At 64.0% G+C, this 17,936-nt stretch carries 16 protein-coding genes; 2 read left to right on the top strand and 14 right to left on the bottom strand.

What is annotated here, in order from left to right; all coding sequences use genetic code 11:
- Positions 1-7: 7 nt before the first annotated feature.
- Positions 8-727 (top strand): 16S rRNA (uracil(1498)-N(3))-methyltransferase, encoded by a 720-nt coding sequence (locus BM321_RS12970; RefSeq protein ID WP_092442770.1) that lies wholly within the window; start codon positions 8-10, stop codon positions 725-727.
- 126 nt (positions 728-853) lie between these two features.
- On the opposite strand, the gene BM321_RS12965 is transcribed toward BM321_RS12970, so the two are convergent.
- Positions 854-1,471: a PAQR family membrane homeostasis protein TrhA gene (locus BM321_RS12965; RefSeq protein WP_092329732.1), complete on the bottom strand. Its 618-nt coding sequence runs from the start codon at positions 1,469-1,471 to the stop codon at positions 854-856.
- A gap of 156 nt (positions 1,472-1,627) precedes the next feature.
- Between BM321_RS12965 and BM321_RS12960 the strand changes: the two genes are divergently transcribed.
- Positions 1,628-2,542, top strand: coding sequence for a LysR family transcriptional regulator (locus BM321_RS12960; protein WP_092329730.1), 915 nt, complete (start codon positions 1,628-1,630; stop codon positions 2,540-2,542).
- Between the two features lie 137 nt (positions 2,543-2,679).
- On the opposite strand, the gene madM is transcribed toward BM321_RS12960, so the two are convergent.
- The 13 genes from madM to BM321_RS12895 all read right to left on the bottom strand — a co-directional run bounded on the left by madM (position 2,680) and on the right by BM321_RS12895 (position 17,831).
- A complete protein-coding gene (madM, locus tag BM321_RS12955) occupies positions 2,680-3,444 on the bottom strand; it encodes a malonate transporter subunit MadM (protein WP_072405886.1) in 765 nt (254 codons plus the stop codon).
- A gap of 1 nt (position 3,445) precedes the next feature.
- Positions 3,446-3,862 (bottom strand): malonate transporter subunit MadL, encoded by a 417-nt coding sequence (gene madL / locus BM321_RS12950; protein ID WP_072405887.1) that lies wholly within the window; start codon positions 3,860-3,862, stop codon positions 3,446-3,448.
- 66 nt (positions 3,863-3,928) lie between these two features.
- Positions 3,929-4,849, bottom strand: coding sequence for a malonate decarboxylase subunit epsilon (gene mdcH, locus BM321_RS12945; protein WP_092442769.1), 921 nt, complete (start codon positions 4,847-4,849; stop codon positions 3,929-3,931).
- Positions 4,846-5,469 (bottom strand): malonate decarboxylase holo-ACP synthase, encoded by a 624-nt coding sequence (locus BM321_RS12940; protein WP_175534937.1) that lies wholly within the window; start codon positions 5,467-5,469, stop codon positions 4,846-4,848. Before BM321_RS12940 ends, mdcH begins: the two co-directional genes overlap by 4 nt.
- Positions 5,463-6,266, bottom strand: a complete 804-nt coding sequence (gene mdcE, locus BM321_RS12935) for a biotin-independent malonate decarboxylase subunit gamma (protein ID WP_092442768.1) — start codon at positions 6,264-6,266, stop codon at positions 5,463-5,465. Before mdcE ends, BM321_RS12940 begins: the two co-directional genes overlap by 7 nt.
- Positions 6,263-7,114 (bottom strand): biotin-independent malonate decarboxylase subunit beta, encoded by an 852-nt coding sequence (locus tag BM321_RS12930; RefSeq protein ID WP_092442767.1) that lies wholly within the window; start codon positions 7,112-7,114, stop codon positions 6,263-6,265. Before BM321_RS12930 ends, mdcE begins: the two co-directional genes overlap by 4 nt.
- Positions 7,107-7,406, bottom strand: a complete 300-nt coding sequence (locus BM321_RS12925) for a malonate decarboxylase subunit delta (protein ID WP_003206454.1) — start codon at positions 7,404-7,406, stop codon at positions 7,107-7,109. Before BM321_RS12925 ends, BM321_RS12930 begins: the two co-directional genes overlap by 8 nt.
- Positions 7,406-8,281 (bottom strand): triphosphoribosyl-dephospho-CoA synthase, encoded by an 876-nt coding sequence (locus BM321_RS12920; RefSeq protein ID WP_092442766.1) that lies wholly within the window; start codon positions 8,279-8,281, stop codon positions 7,406-7,408. The genes BM321_RS12925 and BM321_RS12920 overlap by 1 nt, the downstream gene beginning before the upstream one ends.
- Positions 8,282-9,952: a malonate decarboxylase subunit alpha gene (gene mdcA / locus BM321_RS12915; RefSeq protein WP_092442765.1), complete on the bottom strand. Its 1,671-nt coding sequence runs from the start codon at positions 9,950-9,952 to the stop codon at positions 8,282-8,284.
- Between the two features lie 254 nt (positions 9,953-10,206).
- The gene (locus tag BM321_RS12910; RefSeq protein WP_092442764.1) at positions 10,207-10,632 is read right to left on the bottom strand and encodes a hypothetical protein; all 426 of its coding nucleotides are present in this window, start codon (positions 10,630-10,632) and stop codon (positions 10,207-10,209) included.
- A complete protein-coding gene (locus tag BM321_RS12905) occupies positions 10,595-11,224 on the bottom strand; it encodes a nucleotidyltransferase domain-containing protein (protein WP_092170787.1) in 630 nt (209 codons plus the stop codon). The genes BM321_RS12910 and BM321_RS12905 overlap by 38 nt, the downstream gene beginning before the upstream one ends.
- A gap of 198 nt (positions 11,225-11,422) precedes the next feature.
- The gene (locus BM321_RS12900) at positions 11,423-11,902 is read right to left on the bottom strand and encodes a chemotaxis protein CheW (RefSeq protein ID WP_092442763.1); all 480 of its coding nucleotides are present in this window, start codon (positions 11,900-11,902) and stop codon (positions 11,423-11,425) included.
- Positions 11,895-17,831: an Hpt domain-containing protein gene (locus BM321_RS12895; protein WP_092442762.1), complete on the bottom strand. Its 5,937-nt coding sequence runs from the start codon at positions 17,829-17,831 to the stop codon at positions 11,895-11,897. The genes BM321_RS12900 and BM321_RS12895 overlap by 8 nt, the downstream gene beginning before the upstream one ends.
- Between the last annotated feature and the right edge of the window lie 105 nt (positions 17,832-17,936).

Below are 17,936 nucleotides of genomic sequence, written 5' to 3'. Positions count from 1 at the left end.
AACACACATGAGACTGTCCCGCTTCTTCATCAACACCCTCCTGAGCCTCGGCGACCACGAACTGCCCGAAGCCCAGGCCCACTACATCGGCCGGGTGCTGCGCATGGCCGAGGGCGATGCGGTGCAGGTGTTCGATGGCTCCGGTCAGGAGTTTCGCGGCACGTTGGCCGAAGTCGGCAAAAAGCGCGTGCGGGTGCAGTTGGACGAACAATTCGCCGGACAACTTGAATCGCCGTTGCGTATCCACCTCGGCCAGGGCCTGTCCCGGGGCGAGCGCATGGATTGGGCGATCCAGAAAGCCACGGAGCTGGGGGTCAGCGAGATCACGCCGATTTTCAGCGAGCGCTGCGAAGTGCGCCTCAAGGACGAACGCGCCGACAAGCGCCTGCTGCACTGGCGCCAGGTGGCGATCAGTGCTTGCGAGCAGTGCGGGCGCTCGACCGTGCCGGTGATCCATCCGCCGCTGCTGCTGACTGACTGGTTGAAGCAGGCCGAGGCCGAACTGAAGCTGGTGCTGCACCCGGTGGCCGAGCCGCTGGTCAGTCATGAAAAACCGTCGACCCTGGCCTTCCTGATCGGTCCCGAAGGCGGTTTGTCGGATGCCGAGGTCGAGCAGGCCAAGACCGCCGGCTACCAGGCCGCCCGCCTCGGCCCTCGCGTGCTGCGCACCGAAACCGCCCCGGTGGTGGCCCTGGCCGTGGCGCAGCAGTTGTGGGGGGATTTCTGAAGTCAGATGCCCCCTGTGGGAGCGAGCTTGCTCGCGATGGCGGTGGGCCAGTCAACATCGATGCTGACTGATCCGACGCTATCGCGAGCAAGCTCGCTCCCACATTGAATCCAGGTTGCTCAGGGATCAGAGCACATAAAACAGAATCGCCACGAAATGCAGCAGGCTGCCGGCGATCACGAACAGGTGCCAGATACCATGGGCGTGGCGCAACCGGTGGTCGAGGGCGAAGAAGATGATGCCGACGGTGTACAACACGCCGCCCGAGGCCAACCAGACGAACCCGGTGCTGCCCAGGGCCGCCAGCAGGGGCTTGACCGCCACCAGCACGATCCAGCCCATCACGGCGTAGATCACGATCGACAGGATCCGCGCTTCGGAACGCGGCTTGATTTCCTGCAAGATACCAATCACGGCCAGCCCCCAGACGATCCCGAACAACGTCCAGCCCCACGGCCCGCGCAGGGTCACCAGGCAGAACGGGGTATAGCTGCCGGCGATCAACAGATAGATCGAAAAGTGATCGACCTTCTGCATGATTTCTTTTTTGCGCCCGCGCACGCTGTGATAAACCGTCGAAGCGCTGTACAGCACCAACAAGGTGAACCCGTAGATCGCCACGCTGACGATCTTCCACGGATCGCCCGCCATCCCGGCGATCACCAGCAACCACACTGCGCCGATAAACGCCGCCACCGCCCCCACCAGGTGCGTCCAGGCGTTGAGTCGTTCCCCGTGATACATCCAATACCACCTCACATTTAGAAACAGGTGCCCAGGCTCAGGCTTGGCGCTGCAAAGTGCAATGGTTTGCTGCTACCCCTGAGCCCACCACTGATTAACTCCTCCAAAAAGAGTCGATTGGGGCACAATCAAACCATACGAATAAGAGTCCGCCCCATGCTGATCGACGAAGAATTGACCCTGAAGAAACTGGAGGTGTTCCTGGCCTTCATGCGCACCGGCAACCTGGCGCGGGCGGCGGCCGAGTTGCAGACCAGCAACGTCAGTGTGCACCGGGCCATTCACTCGCTGGAAAGCGCCCTGCGCTGCCCATTGTTCAAGCACGAAGGTCGCAACCTCACACCGCTGGAAAGCGCTTACGTGCTGGAGGAGCGGGCGCAGAAGCTGATCCAGGACGTGGTCGAAAGTGTGCGCCTGACCCGCGAGGCCGCCGGGTTCTCCGCCGAGCGCTTCAAGCTCGGTTCGCTGTATTCGCTCACGGTCAAGACCGTGCCGCAGCTGATCATGGGCCTGAAGATCCGCCGCAGCGAACTCAATATCGACCTGATCCTGGGCTCGAACATCGACCTGCTGTACAAGCTCAAGAACATGGAGGTAGACGCGATCCTGATCTCCCTGGACGACAGCGTCAACGACCCGGACTGCGAACATATCGGGCTGTTTTCCGACGACATCTTCCTCGCCACGCCAGCTGATTCACCCTTTGCCCAACGCAGCGAAGTCGACCTGGCCGAAGTGCGCGACGAAACCTTCATCACCCTCACCCAAGGCTTCGCCACCCACCAGGACGGTAACCGGGTGTTCAAGCAGGCGGGGTTCGAGCCGAAGGTGGCGATGCAGGTCAACGACATCTTCACCCTGCTGAGCATGGTCAGCTCCGGGGTGGGCTATGCCTTGCTGCCGGGCCGGATTGCGGCGGTGTATGAAAACCGGGTGAAACTGATCCCGCTGCAGGAAAAGTACCGGTTGCAACAGCACATCGGCGTGGTGTTCCTGAAGGCCAAGGAGCGGGATCCGAACCTGCTGGCGCTGTTGGCCGAGTGCCGGATGTATGCCAATCGCCAGGCATGAAATCGCGCCGCCCCCATCGCGAGCAAGCTCGCTCCCACAAGGTGCGTGGTATACCCAGCATCCAGGTTCACCCCGATCCATTGTGGGAGCGAGCTTGCTCGCGATAGCGTCGGCCCGCTCAGAGCCGATCTGGAGACTTAACCGACAATCCCGCGAACAATGAAGTACAACAACGAAGGCCCCAGCAAACACCCCAGCCCGGTATGGAAGGTCGCCGTCAACGCGCCATACGGCACCAGCCGCCGGTCCGTCGCCGCCAAGCCGGCCGTCACGCCACTCACCGTCCCGGCCAAGCCACCGAATACCATGGCCGAGCGCGGGTTATCCAGGCCCATCCAGCGGGCCGCCATGGGGGTGCCGACCATCACGATGATCGCCTTGATCAAGCCGGTGGCAATCGACAGCGCCATCACATCGGACGTGGCGCCAATCGCGGCCCCGGTCACGGGCCCGACGATATAGGTCACTGCACCCGCGCCGATGGTGGTCATGCTTACCGCGTCGCGATAACCGAACAGCCAGGCAATGCTCGCGCCGACGATGAACGGCAGGATCGTGCCCAGCAGCAACGCGACGGCCCCGATCATCCCGGCCTTCTTCGCCTCGGTGGCCTGCACTTCGAATGCCGTGGCAACGATGGCGAAGTCACGCAACATGGCGCCGCCCATCAAACCGATACCGGAGAACAGAGACAAGTCCGCCAGGCCTTTCTGCCCGCCGGTCATGGTTCCCCCGACCCAAGCCAGCACCAGGCCGATGACGATGGCGATCGCCGAACCGTGGACCCGGCCATACGTCAGGCGCTTGGACAGCACCACTGACACCCACATGATCACGCCCACGAACGCGAATGCCGTGATCAGACCGTTATGCTCCAGGCCTTTCTCGATGAGATCCCACATATCAGCGGCCTCCTGCCGGCGTGCCCAGCGGGGTCAGTTCCGCCGGCTCATCGGGCAATGGCTCTCCTTTATGGGTCCGGCTGATCAGCGCAATGGTGCAACCACAGAGCACCACCGAACCGATGGCCGCCAACACCGCCACCGGGCCACCGTGCAGGGCCGTAACCACGTTCTGCTGCGCGGCCATCGCCACCACCACCGGAATGTACATGGCGCCCCAGAAGGCGACGCCCATCTCACAGTCCTTGGTCATGCCGCCGCGTTTTTGCGTCCACAGCCGTGCGCAGATCAGCAGGATCATCGCAATGCCGACCCCGCCCACGTTGGATTTGACGCCCAGCAACACGCCGAGCATGTCGCCCAGGATCACCCCTGTCAGCGTACAGATCGCCAACAGCGCCACACCGTAAATAATCATTGTCGTAGTCCTCAAAGTGCATCGTCGAAGTTGTTGTTTTTGTGCTTCGCCAGCTTGAGTCGGTGTCTAGGGTTGGCGGTTTCCCTCCTCACGCAACAGCGCCTGCAAGGTATCGAGCCGGGCACCGTCGAAGGCAATGACGGTGCCCTGCTCGAACACCCGGCGCGCCAGCCCGGTGAGTACCGCGCCGGGTGGCAGTTCGATCTGTAGCCGCACGCCACGCTCGTAGGCGCTTTGCACGGTGCCACGCCAATCGACGACGCGGCACATGTTGAAGGCCAGGTCGTCGCGCAGGGCCTCAATGCTGATCACCGGCCGGGCGCGGCTGCCACTGAGATAGCCCAGTGTGGGGGCTTTCAACGGTACCTCGGCAAATGCCTGGGCCAATGTCCGCGCCGGAGCCTCCAGCAACGGGCAATGGGACGGCACGCTCACCGCCAGCCGACAGGCTTTGCCAGCCCCTTGGCGCCGAGCCTTTTCGGCGACCAGGCCCATGGCTTCGTCGCTGCCGGCAATGACCACTTGGTTGTCGGCGTTGATATTGGCCAGGTAGACCGGCGTTGCTTCACCGTGCACCTGCTCCAGCAAGGCTTCCACTGCCGCCAGATCCAGGCCGATGATCGCGCTCATGCCGTAGCCGTGCGGATACGCCTGCTGCATCAGTTCACCGCGCAGGCTGACCAGCCGCAGCGCATCCTCGAAGCCCAGCGCCCCGGCAACGACCGCCGCCGGATACGCACCGATGGACAACCCTGCCACATAATCCGGCGCCGGAGCTTGCTCCAGCAATCGGCGGGCCGCCGCCACGCCGGCGATCAGCAGGCACAGCTGCACAGCACGGGTCGATTGCAACGCCTCGGCGCTGTCCAGCCGCAAGACGTCTTCACCGAGCACATCCCCCGCCTCGTCCAGGACCAGCGGCGCCAGCCCATGGAGCATGCCCACGCGCTGCGCACCCTGGCCGGGAAAAACGAAGAGGCTGCTCACGCGACCTGCTCCACGCAAGGCTGCCAAGGATCACTCACCAGCCGGGCCTGGACGTCATCCTTGAGCAAGACCCGAGGCGACGAACCCGCCCATTCGCGCAAGGCGACGCCGCCACAGGGGGTTTGCAATTGCATGTCCACGGTGCATGCCGAGCCGTCCAGCTGCGCCAGCAACTCCCTGGCCTGAAGGCGATCCAGCGGTTGCGGCGTGCGCAGGATCAGGTCCAGGTCGCTGCGCTCGTGCAGCACCTCGATACCGCTGGCCAGTTCGAACCCGGCGCTGCCACTGATGCCCCAGGTCCAACCGCTGGCGTCGAGCAACGGACGCAGTCGGGACAGCGCGTGCAAGGCCGGCAGGTCGCGACGGGATTCGACGTGACATAGGTCTTCGGGGCGCACCCGGCGTTTGATCGCCGCCACCAGAATCGACGTGGCGTAACGTTGTTCCCGCGATTGCCCGCGCACGCCCACCGCAACGTATCCCGCAGCGCTCATCGCCCTTCGCACCACCACCGGTTGCCCGAGACTCAAGGCTTCAACGACCCAGGCCGGCGCATCCGCAGGCAACCGCTCCGGGGTCAGCCCCCAGAGCAGGTCATGGGCCATAAGGTTGTTCACCACTGCGCGCTCAACAATTGGCGAACGGTGCTGGAGGCTGCCCGATGGGCCGCACCGAGGCGGCTGCTCAGGTCTCGAGATGCACCGGCAACATCGTTGATCGCCTGTTGCAGGCAATCGGTCACCCGCGCCAGATCAGCCGCCGTCGGTTGTTCGATCTGCTCCACCGACAAGGTTTCCCACAACAACCCCAGGCTGGCAAAACTGTCGATGTCGTAAGCCATCGGCGGCACGCTGGCGGCCAAGGCTTCAAGCTCTTCGACACTGCGCAAGGTCACCCGCGCCGCCGAGGCTTTGCCCATGGCGTGGACCATCACCCCCGGGTCGCGCAGGGCGATAAGCCGGTTGGCCTGGTAGCCGTGGGCCAGGAACGCCCCCGACATCGCCTTGCCCACCAGCAAGCCAATCACCGGATGCCCGGCCAGCCGCGCACGGGCATAGCTGTCCGCCGCACCGGCCAAGGCCTGATGAATGCCCAGGGCTTCTTCGCGCCGGCCATAGGCCTGGCTCGGTACATCGACAATGGCGATCAGTGGGCGCTTGGCAGACGCATCGCGGTCGGCGGCGATGGCGTCATCCACCGCCCTGGCCAGGCCCCAGCCTTCCAGCAAGCCGACTTCGCCGTTGCGCGCCCGTGGGAAACGGTTGTCGGGATCGGCCACCACCGCCAGCAGGCGCGCGGTCTGCTCGCCCAGGCGGACATCGGCGACTTTCAACGAAGCAGGCAATCCCTCCAACGGCTTGGCACCGCCACTCAAGGCTTCGAACCAGCGCAAGCCTCTCAATGAATACGCACTCATGGGCGTTCTCCCTGATACAACTGACGAACCGCTGCCGGTTCGATTTGCACGTCAGTGTCCAAGCGGGCCAAGCGCCGCAGGAACAGTTCGGCCTGGCCGCTACGGTGTTGCACGGGCACGCCCAGGTGCAGCAATTGGCTGACCTGTTGGCGGATCTGCGTCACATCGTCGGTCGCATAACGATCCACCAGTCCCGTGGCGAAACGCTGCTCGCCACCCGTCAGGCTCCAGATGAACGGCCGGTCACGGGAGTCGTATTCGTCGAGGCCGGCTTCCTGTTCGATCACTTGTGGACCGTTCAGGCCCAGCCGTGCCTCCTGGGTCACCAGCAGATAACTGCACAGCCCGGCGGCGATGGACATGCCGCCAAAGCAACCGACGCTGCCGGCCACCACGCCAACCACCGGCTGGTACTGACGCAAATCGACAATCGCCGAATGAATCTCGGCAATCGCCGCCAGCCCCAGGTTGGCCTCCTGCAACCGCACGCCACCGGTTTCCAGCAGCAGCACGGCGCGGGTCGGAATGCCTTTGCGGTTGTCTTCGGCGGCCAGCTCCAGCGCACCGGCAATCTTCGCCCCGCCGACTTCGCCGAGGCTGCCGCCCTGGAACGCACCTTCAATGGCGGCGATCACCACGGGCAGGCCATCGAGCGAGCCTTTGGCGATCACCACGCCGTCGTCGCTTTGCGGCACCACGCCCTGACGCAACAACCATGGCGACATGACCCGCTGGAACGGGTCGAGCAACTCACGGAAAGTGCCGTCATCGAGCAAGGCCTTGGCCCGCTGCCGGGCGCCGAGTTCGACAAAGCTGTGCTTGTTGAGCAACGCTGCGCTGTCAGTCATGGCCGATCTCCTCGAAACCTTGCTCCAGTCGCAAGCGCACCACGCCGGGGGTGGCGCCGAAATCATGGATGTCGATGGACAGGGCCGGTGGCGTCTGGCCGTCGAACATGCGGGCAAACAGATGTTGCCAGCGTTGTTCACTGCCATTGACCGAGGTCTGCACCTGGATGGTCAGCTTGCCCGCCAGGCCAGGTTCGATCAGCACTTCCAGGTCGCCCGAGCCGACGCAGCCCACCAGCGCCCGGCCCCGTGGCGGTTGCCCGGCGGGGAATTCAAAGGATAGGGTTTCCATCAGCACACTCCAGGGAAGAGGCCATCGCCGCGCTCGATACGATCGAGGAACAGGCAGGCGGCGAGCAGGTCGGCAGCGCCGCCGGGCGAGGCGTTCAAGGCAATCAGTTGTTGGTCCAGCGCGTGCAATTGGCGACGACCGCCCAGGCTCGCACTGCCACCGGCATCGAGCACCGCTCTGGCGCCTTGTTGCATGGTCTGTAGACCCGCTTCGCCGGCCCGGTAGAGCACGCAGGTGTCGGCCAGGCGAGTCATGATCGCCAGCAAGGCATCGAGCCGGGCGTTCTGCTCGCCCGCCCCCGCCGCGCGGCTGCGCTTGAGTTGCGGCAGGCCCAGGCCAGTCACCGCCGGAAACGCCAGTTGCGCTTCTTCCCGGGCACCGCGCACGCCGTAGCGCTGGGCGACCTGGGCACCGTGGCTCAAGGGTTGGGGCGCATGACGGTCGTTGAGCAAAGCCAGGCGGGCAGCGCGCAAAGTAACGGCGCTGGCAACACTGGATTCAGGTGCCAGCGCCGCTGCAGCGACCAACAGGCCCAAGGCCCAGATCGCACCACGATGGGTGTTTACCCCGCCTGTGGTGGCGAGCATCGCCGCTTCCCCCTCACGGCCGATCCGCCCAAGGGCTTCGCGCAACGGCAAGTCGATTTCGCCGCATTCAAGGGCGGCCTCGGCCATTTCCTTGAACGCCGGCCACAGCGACAGCGCCGACGCATGCATCAGGCCCAGGTGCAGGTCGGTGTGGGCGCCATTGCCGCGACGGTCCACCAAGGCCGGTTTAGGCGACAGGTCGGCTTCGTCGATCAGCGCCTCCACCGCCATGTCCGCCAGATGTTCGGCCAAGGACAGTTTTTTCGGTTGCAGGTTGAAGGCGTGCATTTACCAGCTCCTGAACTTGGCGGGCGGGTTGTAGAGGCCACCGGACCATTCCACCAGATCGGCCACGCTCTTGGCCGCGAGCAACTCGCGGGTGGCGTCGGTGCGACGGATGCCGAGGTCTTCGGGCAAGGCGATCAGCCCTTCGCGGCGCATGCGCGCGGTGTCTTTCGGATCATGGCGCAAACCGATGGCGGTGACCCCGGCCACGGCGGCGATCATCGCCTGGCGTTCTTCCAGGGAACGAGCCTTGTACAGGTAGGCGATGCCCTCTTCGGTCAGCAGGTGGGTGACGTCGTCGCCGTAGATCATGATCGGCGCCAGGGGCATGCCAGCTTTCTTCGCCACATCCACCGCATCGAGGGTCTCGACGAAGGTCGGTTTGCCGCCCTCCTGGAACGTCTCGACCATCTGCACCACCAGCTTCTTGCCGCGCTCGAGCAACGGCGCCTCGCCATCGCCATGGCGCATGTCGAGCCAGGCTGGCGTGCCATGACGGCGACCGCGTGGGTCGTGGCCCATGTTCGGCGCACCGCCGAAGCCGGCCAAGCGGCCACGGGTCACAGTGGAGGAATGGCCGTCACCGTCCACTTGCAGAGTGGCGCCGATGAACAGGTCCACCGCGTACTGCCCGGCCAGTTGGCAGACCATGCGGTTGGAGCGCAGAGAGCCGTCGTGACCGGTGAAGAACACGTCGGGGCGGGCGGCGATGTAGTTTTCCATGCCCAACTCGGTGCCAAAGCAATGCACGCTTTCGACCCAGCCGCTTTCGATGGCCGGGATCAGGGTTGGGTGCGGATTGAGGGTCCAGTTACGGCAGATCTTTCCCTTCAGGCCGAGGGATTCGCCGTAGGTCGGCAGGATCAATTCGATGGCGGCGGTATTGAAACCGATGCCGTGATTGAGGGACTGGACGTTGTGTTTTTCGTAGATCCCACGGATCGCCATCATCGCCATCAACACGTGCACAGGCTTGATGTGGCGCGGGTCGCGGGTGAACAGCGGCTCGATGTAGAACGGCTTGTCGGCCACCACCACGAAGTCCACCCAGGACGCCGGGATGTCCACCCGTGGCAGGTCGCTGACGTCGTCCACCAACTGGTTGACCTGGACAATGACGATGCCGTCGCTGAAAGCCGCCGGCTCGATCAGCGCCGGCGTGTCCTCGGTGCTGGGGCCGGTGTAGATGTTGCCGGCGCGGTCGGCCATGAAGCCGGCCGAGAGCACCACGTTGGGAATCAGGTCCACCACTAGCCGGGCGTAGAGTTCGATGTAGGTGTGGATCGCCCCGACTTCCAGCAGGCCGTCTTCGAGCAACTGGCTGATGCGCAGGCTCTGGGTGCCGGCGAAGGAAAAGTCCAACTTGCGAGCGATACCGCGTTCGAACAGGTCCAAATGTTCGGAACGACCGACACTGGGCATGATCATGTGCAAATCGTGGAGCTTCGACGGATCGGCTTTCACCAGGGAGCGCGAGAGAAAATCCGCCTGCTTCTGGTTATTGCCTTCCAGCACCACACGGTCGCCCGGCAGAATCAACGCCTCCAGCGCCGCGACGATCCTGTCGGTGGGCAACACCACACCGTCGGCAAGCCCCTTCACCAGCCCGAGACGCCGCTGCTTTTCGCTGCGCCGCCGCGTCCAGCGCGAGTCGGGGGATATTGTTGTTGTCATGACCACTCCACGGGTTCGCTGTCGTGGGGGTTACCTTAGGAGTGTTGTGGCGAGGGCATCAATCAAGCTCAGCGGCGGATCGTTACGGTTGGAGTAATGGTGAGGAAAAAGACCCAGTCCCCTGTGGGAGCCGAGCTTGCTCGCGATGACGGTGGATCAGTCAACACTGAGCCGGCAGACAGTCCGCTATCGCGAGCAAGCAAGCCCCCACAAGGATTGCGTTTGGCTTTGGATTTTGTAGCGGCCAGCAGGGATCAACTCATACTCATCAATTGCCGAACCCGCTTGAGCAGTTCTACCGCACTCTCAATCAGTTGGATAAGAAGCGCGTCATCTTCATCCATGTAGCCCTCGTACTCGGCAAGGTTGCGCCGCTCATGGCATAGGGCGAATAGCCGGACCTGCACTTTGGTGACATCCGCCGTATGAACCAGGCATTGAAAGACCAGATAACGCTTGTCCGAACGATAGCCGCTCAAACGTAACGCCGTAAGGGCGGCGGCATGGGCGGCGTTGTACGCCAGGTCGAATCGACTGGCAAACGAAAGAGACACTGTTTGCGCATCTGTCAGGCGGTCCATTGCAGAACGCACCAAGCCCTCGCATTCCTGGCGATCCGGCGGTTCTGCTTTGAGGCTGCCGCTACGTAACAGATTTTCCAGGCTTTCCTGCTTGCCCATCCTTGGACTCCAAAGGGTCTTCACCCAGCAAGTTGATCTTGTCCTGCTGCGCTACCCGAACCACGAAGCTGTTACCCGCCGCAAATTTTGCGGCCCAGTCCTGGGGCGTGTAGAGCGTAGGGTTAAGAGGACGGCCCAGTTTCTCTTCCAGAGGCATAAGCCGCTCCATCACTTCACTGTAGTGCAGGCCTTCGCCGATCAGCATGAGATCTATGTCACTGGATGCGTTCGCCTGGCCTTTGGCGACGGAACCGTAGACGAATGCCCAACTCAACTGCCTGGAAAACGGCTGCAAGGCTTGGCGCAACGGTTCCGCTATACCCATGGTTTTTTGAACGATGCCCAACAGTTCCGCGTAAATCGGGCAGTTCACATTGGCTTGGTAATGGGTTTGATTGCCCTGGCGAGTCATCATCAAGATCCCTGAGTTTTGCAAACGCTCCAACTCCCGCATGAGACTGCCCTTGCCGACTTGAGCCCAGCGAGCAATTTCATTGGCATAGAAACTTTGATCCGGTTTACCGAACAACAGACCCAGGACCCGTTGCTGAGTGGCCGTGAACAAGGCATCGCTTAGAGAGAGATGATTCATGGAAAAGGCCAAAAGTCCCAAAAAGGGAACGATAGGTCCCTTTTTGGGACTTATCAAGTTGGAAGTGGCATTAAACGTAAGCGCCTGGACTTCTGTGAAGCGAGCTTGCTCGCGATGACGGTGGATCAGTCAACACTGAGCCGGCAGACACTCCGCTATCGCGAGCAAGCTCGCTCCCACATGGGCGCTGCATAGACTTCAGAATTTGTGCTGCTGAACCAACCCGGTCGCCACCACCAACTCCTCCAACGCCAGCAAGTCCGGCACTTTCGCCACATGTTCCCCCACTTGCACCGCCGCCTGCTCCAGCCCGCACAGCGGCACGTCAACGTAGCTCAACTGACTGTCGAGCTTGTAGGAGCGCGGGATCCCTTGCACCAGCAATGCGATGAAGCGCAGCTCCGGCCGGCCACCCAGGGCGTTGAGGATGACGATGCGTGCTCGCTCGCCGATCACGGTTTTCTGACCGCAGGCCGACTCGAAGCTCAGTAGCGGAATCTGCCGTTCGCGCCAGCTCACCCAGCCCAGGAACCACGGCGGGGTGTCCATATCGAAGGCGCTGCTCTGGTAGTCGATCAGTTCGGCCACCGCCACGTTGGGCAGGATCAGGTGGCGGTCGGCCAGTGGCAGCAGCAGCCCGGTGAGGTGGCTGGCGCGTGAGTGATGCAGGTCATGCATGGGTTCTGCTCCAGTAAGCGATGCTGTCGAGCAGCACCGATTCCTGGTACGGCTTGCCCAGGTAGTCGTTGACGCCGATGGCCATGGCGCGGTCGCGATGTTTCTGGCCAGTACGGGAGGTGATCATGATGATCGGCAGGTGCGCCAGGCGTGGGTCGTTGCGCACTTGCGTGGCCACTTCGAAGCCGTCCATGCGCGGCATCTCGATGTCCAGCAGCATCAGGTCAGGCGCGTGCTCGGACAGCAGCGCCATGGCGTCCACGCCGTCCTTGGCGGTCAGGACGTGCATGCCATGGCGCTCCAGCAGGCGGCTGGTGACCTTGCGCACCGTCACCGAGTCATCCACCACCAGCACCAGCAGTGGCCGTTGCGGCTCACCCTCGCCTTCCACCGGCACTTGGCGGCGCGGGACCTGGTGGGGCAAGGCGCGGATCGGCGCCAGCAGGTCGAGAATCAACACCACCCGGCCATCCCCCAGGATCGTCGCCCCGGACAGGCCCTGCACCGCCGAGAATTGCGGGCCAAGGCTCTTGACCACGATCTCCCGGGTCCCGGCGATAGCGTCCACCTGCACGGCCACGTGCCGCTCGTTGCACTGCACCAGCAGCAGCGGCAACGGCTGGCTCTGGCCCAGCAGCTTCGGCCGGGGGCCAGTTTTCAGCAGCTCGCCCAGGTAGCACAGTTCATAGCGTTGTCCGGCGTAGGTGTAGGTCGGCGGGTCGAGTTGGTAATAGCCGTCCAATTCGGCCGGCAATACCCGGACAATGCTTTCGATGGCGTTCAACGGGATCGCGTACTGGTCTTCGTGACAATGCACCATCAACGCCCGGTTCACTGCCACGGTAAATGGCAGGCGAATGCGGAAATGCACGCCCTGCCCCGGCGTTGAATCGATGGTCATGCTGCCGCCCAACTGCCGCACCTCTTCGTGGACCACGTCCATGCCCACGCCACGCCCGGAGATCTGGGTGATTTTTTCCGCCGTGGAAAACCCCGGTTGCAGGATGAACTGCAGCACGTCGCGGTCGCTGATATCGCTATCCGGCGCCAGCAGGCCCCGCTTGATCGCCTTGGTCCGCACCGCCTCCAGCGGCACGCCGGCACCGTCGTCGCGGATGTCGAAAATGATGTCGCCGCCTTCCCGCGACAGGTCGAGGCTGATGCGCCCTCGCGCCGGCTTGCCGGCGGCGACGCGCACGTCGGCCGGTTCCAGGCCGTGGTCGACGGCGTTGCGCAGCATGTGCTCCAGGGGCGCGGCCATCCGTTCCAGGACGTTGCGGTCCATCTCGCCGTCGGCATTGCCCACCACGAACTCCACGTCCTTGCCCAGTTCCTGCGCCACTTGCCGGACGATGCGCTTGAGCCGCGGCAGCATGCGCTCGAACGGCACCATGCGCGTGCGCATCAGGCCTTCCTGGAGCTCGGTGTTGATCCGCCCCTGCTGTTGCAGCAGGAGTTCGGCATCGTGATTGCTGCGATCCAGGGTTTCCTTGAGTTCGAGCAAGTCCGAGGCAGACTCGAACAGCGCCCGGGACAGCTGCTGTAACTGGGAATGCCGATCCATCTCCAGCGGGTCGAACTCTTCGTAGCCCAGGCGCTCGGCCTCCACTTGTTGACGACTGAGAATCCGCCCCTGGGTTTCGGTATCCAGGCGCCGCAACTGGTCGCGCATGCGCTCGATGGTGGTTTCCATTTCGCTCAGGGCCACGTGTGCGTCGTTGACCTGTTGTTCGATGCGCCCACGAAAAATCGACGTTTCCCCCGCCAGGTTCACCAGGTCGTCGAGCAGTTCGGCGGAGACCTTGACCATGTCCGCACCGTCGCCCGTTGCGCCGGGGTCTTGTCTGGCGGGCGCCGCGGGCGGACTCGCGATGGGGGGCGTGATCGGCTCCGGCGCCGGGGCAGCCTGGGACACCGCACTTGCCGGGGGATGATTCACCGCCTGGATCTGCGCGATCAGCCGATCGGCCAGCGGGCACGGATGGCCGGCGCGCACCGCATCGAGCATCTGCGCCAGTCGGTCATGACTGCTTTGCAGCAAGGCAAACAATGCCGGGGTCGGCTGGAGCAGGCCCGCCGACAGGCCTTCGTAGAGGTTTTCCAGCTCATGGGCCAGGTCGCCGATAGGGACGATTTCCACCATCCGCGCTCCCCCCTTGAGGGTGTGCAAATCCCGCAGCAGGGTTTCCACGGCCTGGCGATTCGACGGTTCTTCCTGCCAGCGCAGCAGCGCCGCGCCTGAGCTGTCGAGGATGTCGAAGCCTTCTTCAAGGAAGATTTCCAGCAACTCGGGATCATGGCCGGCGCCGTCGGCCTGGGCCGCTGCGCTCGCCTCGATGGCGTTCGGCTTGTCCTGGCGGAACCTTCGGATAGCGTCGATCAGCGCAACGGGATCGCCCAACGGTTGGCCCTGTTGCAACTGCCCGAGCAACAGGTCGAGGCGTTCGTGGCTGCTGCCGAGCAGTTGCGCCAGCTCCTCGCTGTAGCTGTAGCGCCGGTCCACCAGCCCTTCGTAAAGGTTTTCCAGCTCCTGGGCCAGGTCGCTCACCGGTCGGATGTCGGCCATCCGCGCGCCGCCCTTGAGGGTGTGCAAGTCGCGCTGCAGCGAGGACAGCGGCGCACCGTTGTCCGGATCGGCCAACCAGCGCTGCAAGGCCTGGGCGGCACTTTCGAGGATGTCCTGGGCCTCTTCGAGGAAAATCGACGCAAGGTCATCGTCCACCGAGGTCTCGGCGGGCGCGTCGCGTGCCATTTCCGCCGTCGCGTGGCCCAGTTCGCGGATACTCAGCGTGCGGCTGCCGTCGCTACGGATCAGGCCAGTGGCCGACGGGTCGAGGCTCTCCTGAAGCAGGCGACGCAGGGCCGCTACCCGCTCAGGCCGCGGACGCACGTGCTGCCCGGCCGCCAGCTCATCGAGCATGTCGATCAGTGCTTCATGGGCGAGCTGCGCCTGCTGGAAAAATTCATCGCTGACCGCCAGGCTGCTTTCTTCCACCGCGCCGTAGAGGTCCAGCAACGCCTCGCAGAGTTCGTCCACCGGGTGCAGGTCGGCCAGGTGCGCGCCTTCGCCGAGGGTCGTCAGTTCATCCAGCAGCGCACTCAGTTCCTGGCCTTCGCCGGGGTGCTGCTGCCAGCGCTGCAAGAGGCTTTCGGCGTCCAGCAGGATGTCCATGCCCTGGGCGAGGAAGTTGTTGATCAGCTGTGGATCGCGCTTGGTCCGCATCGCTTTGTCGGGCGCACTGTTGGCGGCATGCAGACGCTCGGCCAGCAGGGCCTGGGCGCGCTGGATCAGATCCCCGGCGCCGGGGATCGGCGCCAGCGGCTCGCTGTGCAACTGGCGCAGGCCGCGGCGCAGCAGCCCTTCGGCCTCCAGCAGCAACTCCACCTCATCCAGGTCGAGGGCAATCAGGTGCGCCCGGTACTCCCGGGCCAGTTCATCCATCGCACCGGCCAACTCGGCGATGGGTAGCACGCCGGCCATCGAAGCGCTGCCCTTGAGGGTGTGCAAAGCCCGCTGCAATTCATCGCTGGCCTGCAACGGCAGGTGGTCGGCCGCCTGGTCGAGAAAACGATTGAGGCTGGCGAGGTGACCCTGGGCTTCGTTGTCGAAGATCTTCAACAACAGCGGATCGAGGGCGGCCACGTCCTGCTCGTCGTCTTCATCGTCTTCATCGCCGCCCTTGGCCAGGGCATGGGCGCAGGCGGCCAGGCGGTCGACGTCATCGCGCTGGCGCTGCCGATTGGCCGCGAATTCGGCCACCAGGGCCGGCAACAACTGCACCGTGTCTTCGATCAACTGACGGACCGACGCCTGCGGCTCGACGCTGCGCTCCAGTACCCGGTTGAGCAGGTTTTCCACGGCCCAGGCCAGTTCACCCAGCACCAGCGCCCGCACCATCCGACCACTGCCCTTGAGGGTGTGGAAGGCCCGGCGCAGTTCGCTCAGGGCGCCGTGGTCGTCGGGATGCGCACTCCAGCGCGGCAAGTATTCACGCAGGACGTCGAGCACCTCGGCGGTTTCCTCGAGGAAGACCTCACGCAACTCGTCGTCCACCGGGCTCTCGTCCAGTGGTGGGGGCAACAGGCTGCCTGGGGTGCTCCTGGCCGGTGGATTGACCGCCGAAACCGGACTGGCCAGCACCTGTGCCAAGGACTGCACCGTCTGCGGGTCATCCAGTTCCTGCAAGTCCTGCATGACCTGGGCTTCGTTGGGACTCAACACATCGTCAAGCACCGGTACCCGCGCTTCGTCAGGGTAATAACCGAGCGCGGCCAGGCTCCGTTCGACCCCATCGAGCAAGGGCTCGCCAGGGGTTTCCGGGTCCTCGCTCAAGCGCTCCAGGTAGTATTCGAGACCGGTGATCACGTCGGCCAAATGATCGAGCTCTTCCCAACCCGGCTGGGCCCGCTCCAGCAACAGATGGTCACGGATGAAAGCATTGCAGGCCTCCACCAGGCTGGCGGCACGGCTCAGGGGAATCATCGCCAGCGCACCGCGCACCTGGGTCAGCAGCGCCGGCAACGGTTGCAGCTGCTCGCTGTTCCAGTCCGCGTCGATGTAGTCGACGATCATATCCTTGGCCTGTTGCAGGCAGGTGTGGGCTTCCTTGATGACGATCTGGTGGATCTGGGTCAGGTCGGTGGTGGGCAAGTGCGTGTCTTCGCGGCTCTCGGGCTCGACGGTGCCGACCATGCCGGCCAGGGTCGCCTCGACATAGAGCAAGGCCCCGGCAACGTCCATGAGGGTCGCGTCATCCGGCTCGCGCTGGCCCTGGGCGAGGCTCAGGACCACGGCCAGTTGATCGATGATGACCTTGCGCGGCTGGCCGAAACCCAGCACCGCCAAGGTGTCGGCGATCTGCCGCAACGGCGCCAACAGGCTGTCCAGTTCCGAGGCGTGCTGGCGATCGCTGCGCACGAACAGGTCCAGGCGCTCCTTGACCCGTACCAACTCCTCGCACAGCGCGGCGAGCACCGAGCGCATCGCATCGCGGTCAGGCCCGGCCAGGCGCGCGCGTTCTTCGTCGACCATGGCGCTGTCGGGCAGCGCGTCGTCCAGTGAGTAGCGTTCTTTCATGATCTGCATCTGCCCGCTGGGATGTTCGGCCTTGGCAATATAGAACAACAAGCTCTTGAGCAGGTGGGGCGGTGCCGGTTGATTGATGCCAGGCATGCCTTGGTCCAGCAGGCGCTTGAGCTCCTTGTCGGCTTCCTTGAACAGGCTGCGCAGCGCCGGGCTGTTGGCGATGCGCCCGTCACGCATGCCTTCGACCAGCGCTGAGGCCACTTGCCATAAGGCATTGAGCGGCGCCCCGGCACACAACGTTTCCAGGCGCTGGAAAACCTTGGCCAGGTAACCGAGGTGCGTCGCGTCATCCTGTTCGCGCAGCAGGCCCACCAGGGCCATTTGCAGGGTCTGGCGCCATTTGCGCAAGGTGTTCGGCAGGTCAGCGGGTTCGAGGCGCTGCAAGGCCTCGTCGCTGAGCGGCGCAATATCGGGCAATTCGGGACTGAACAGGCTGGTTTCCGACAACAGGCTCTCGCCCCGGGCACTGCGCAGGTCATTGATCAGGGGCAGTACCACCAGCGGCAGGTCGCGGCGGGCGCCTTGTATGCGGTCCAGGTAGATCGGCAACTGCCCCAGGGCCTGGCTCAACAGACTGATGGCTTCATCGCGATGGGTGACGCGGTTGTCCTGCAGGGCGGCGCACAGCTGCTCCATCTCCTCGGCCAGCAACGCCGCACCGTAGAACTCGACCATCTGCAGGCCGCCGTGGACCTGGTGAATGCAGGCCAGGCATTGCCCGAGGGCGTCCGACGCCTGGGGATCGTCCACCAGGCGGTTGAGGGCCAGATGGGCCTGCTTCAGCGTTTCGGCAATCTCGCCCTTGACCCATTCCAGGGCCACGTAGTCGTGCCGATCACCCATAACCACTCCAAATCAACCTGTGGCGAGGGGATTTATCCCCGCTGGACTGCGAAGCAGTCCCAAAATAGCCAGCCTGGTACATAGAGATTGGGTTCTGCATTGCTA

The sequence above is a fragment of the Pseudomonas sp. NFIX10 genome (assembly GCF_900111955.1).
Lineage (GTDB): Bacteria > Pseudomonadota > Gammaproteobacteria > Pseudomonadales > Pseudomonadaceae > Aquipseudomonas > Aquipseudomonas fluorescens_AA.
This window is presented reverse-complemented; position numbering and strand designations above follow the sequence as displayed.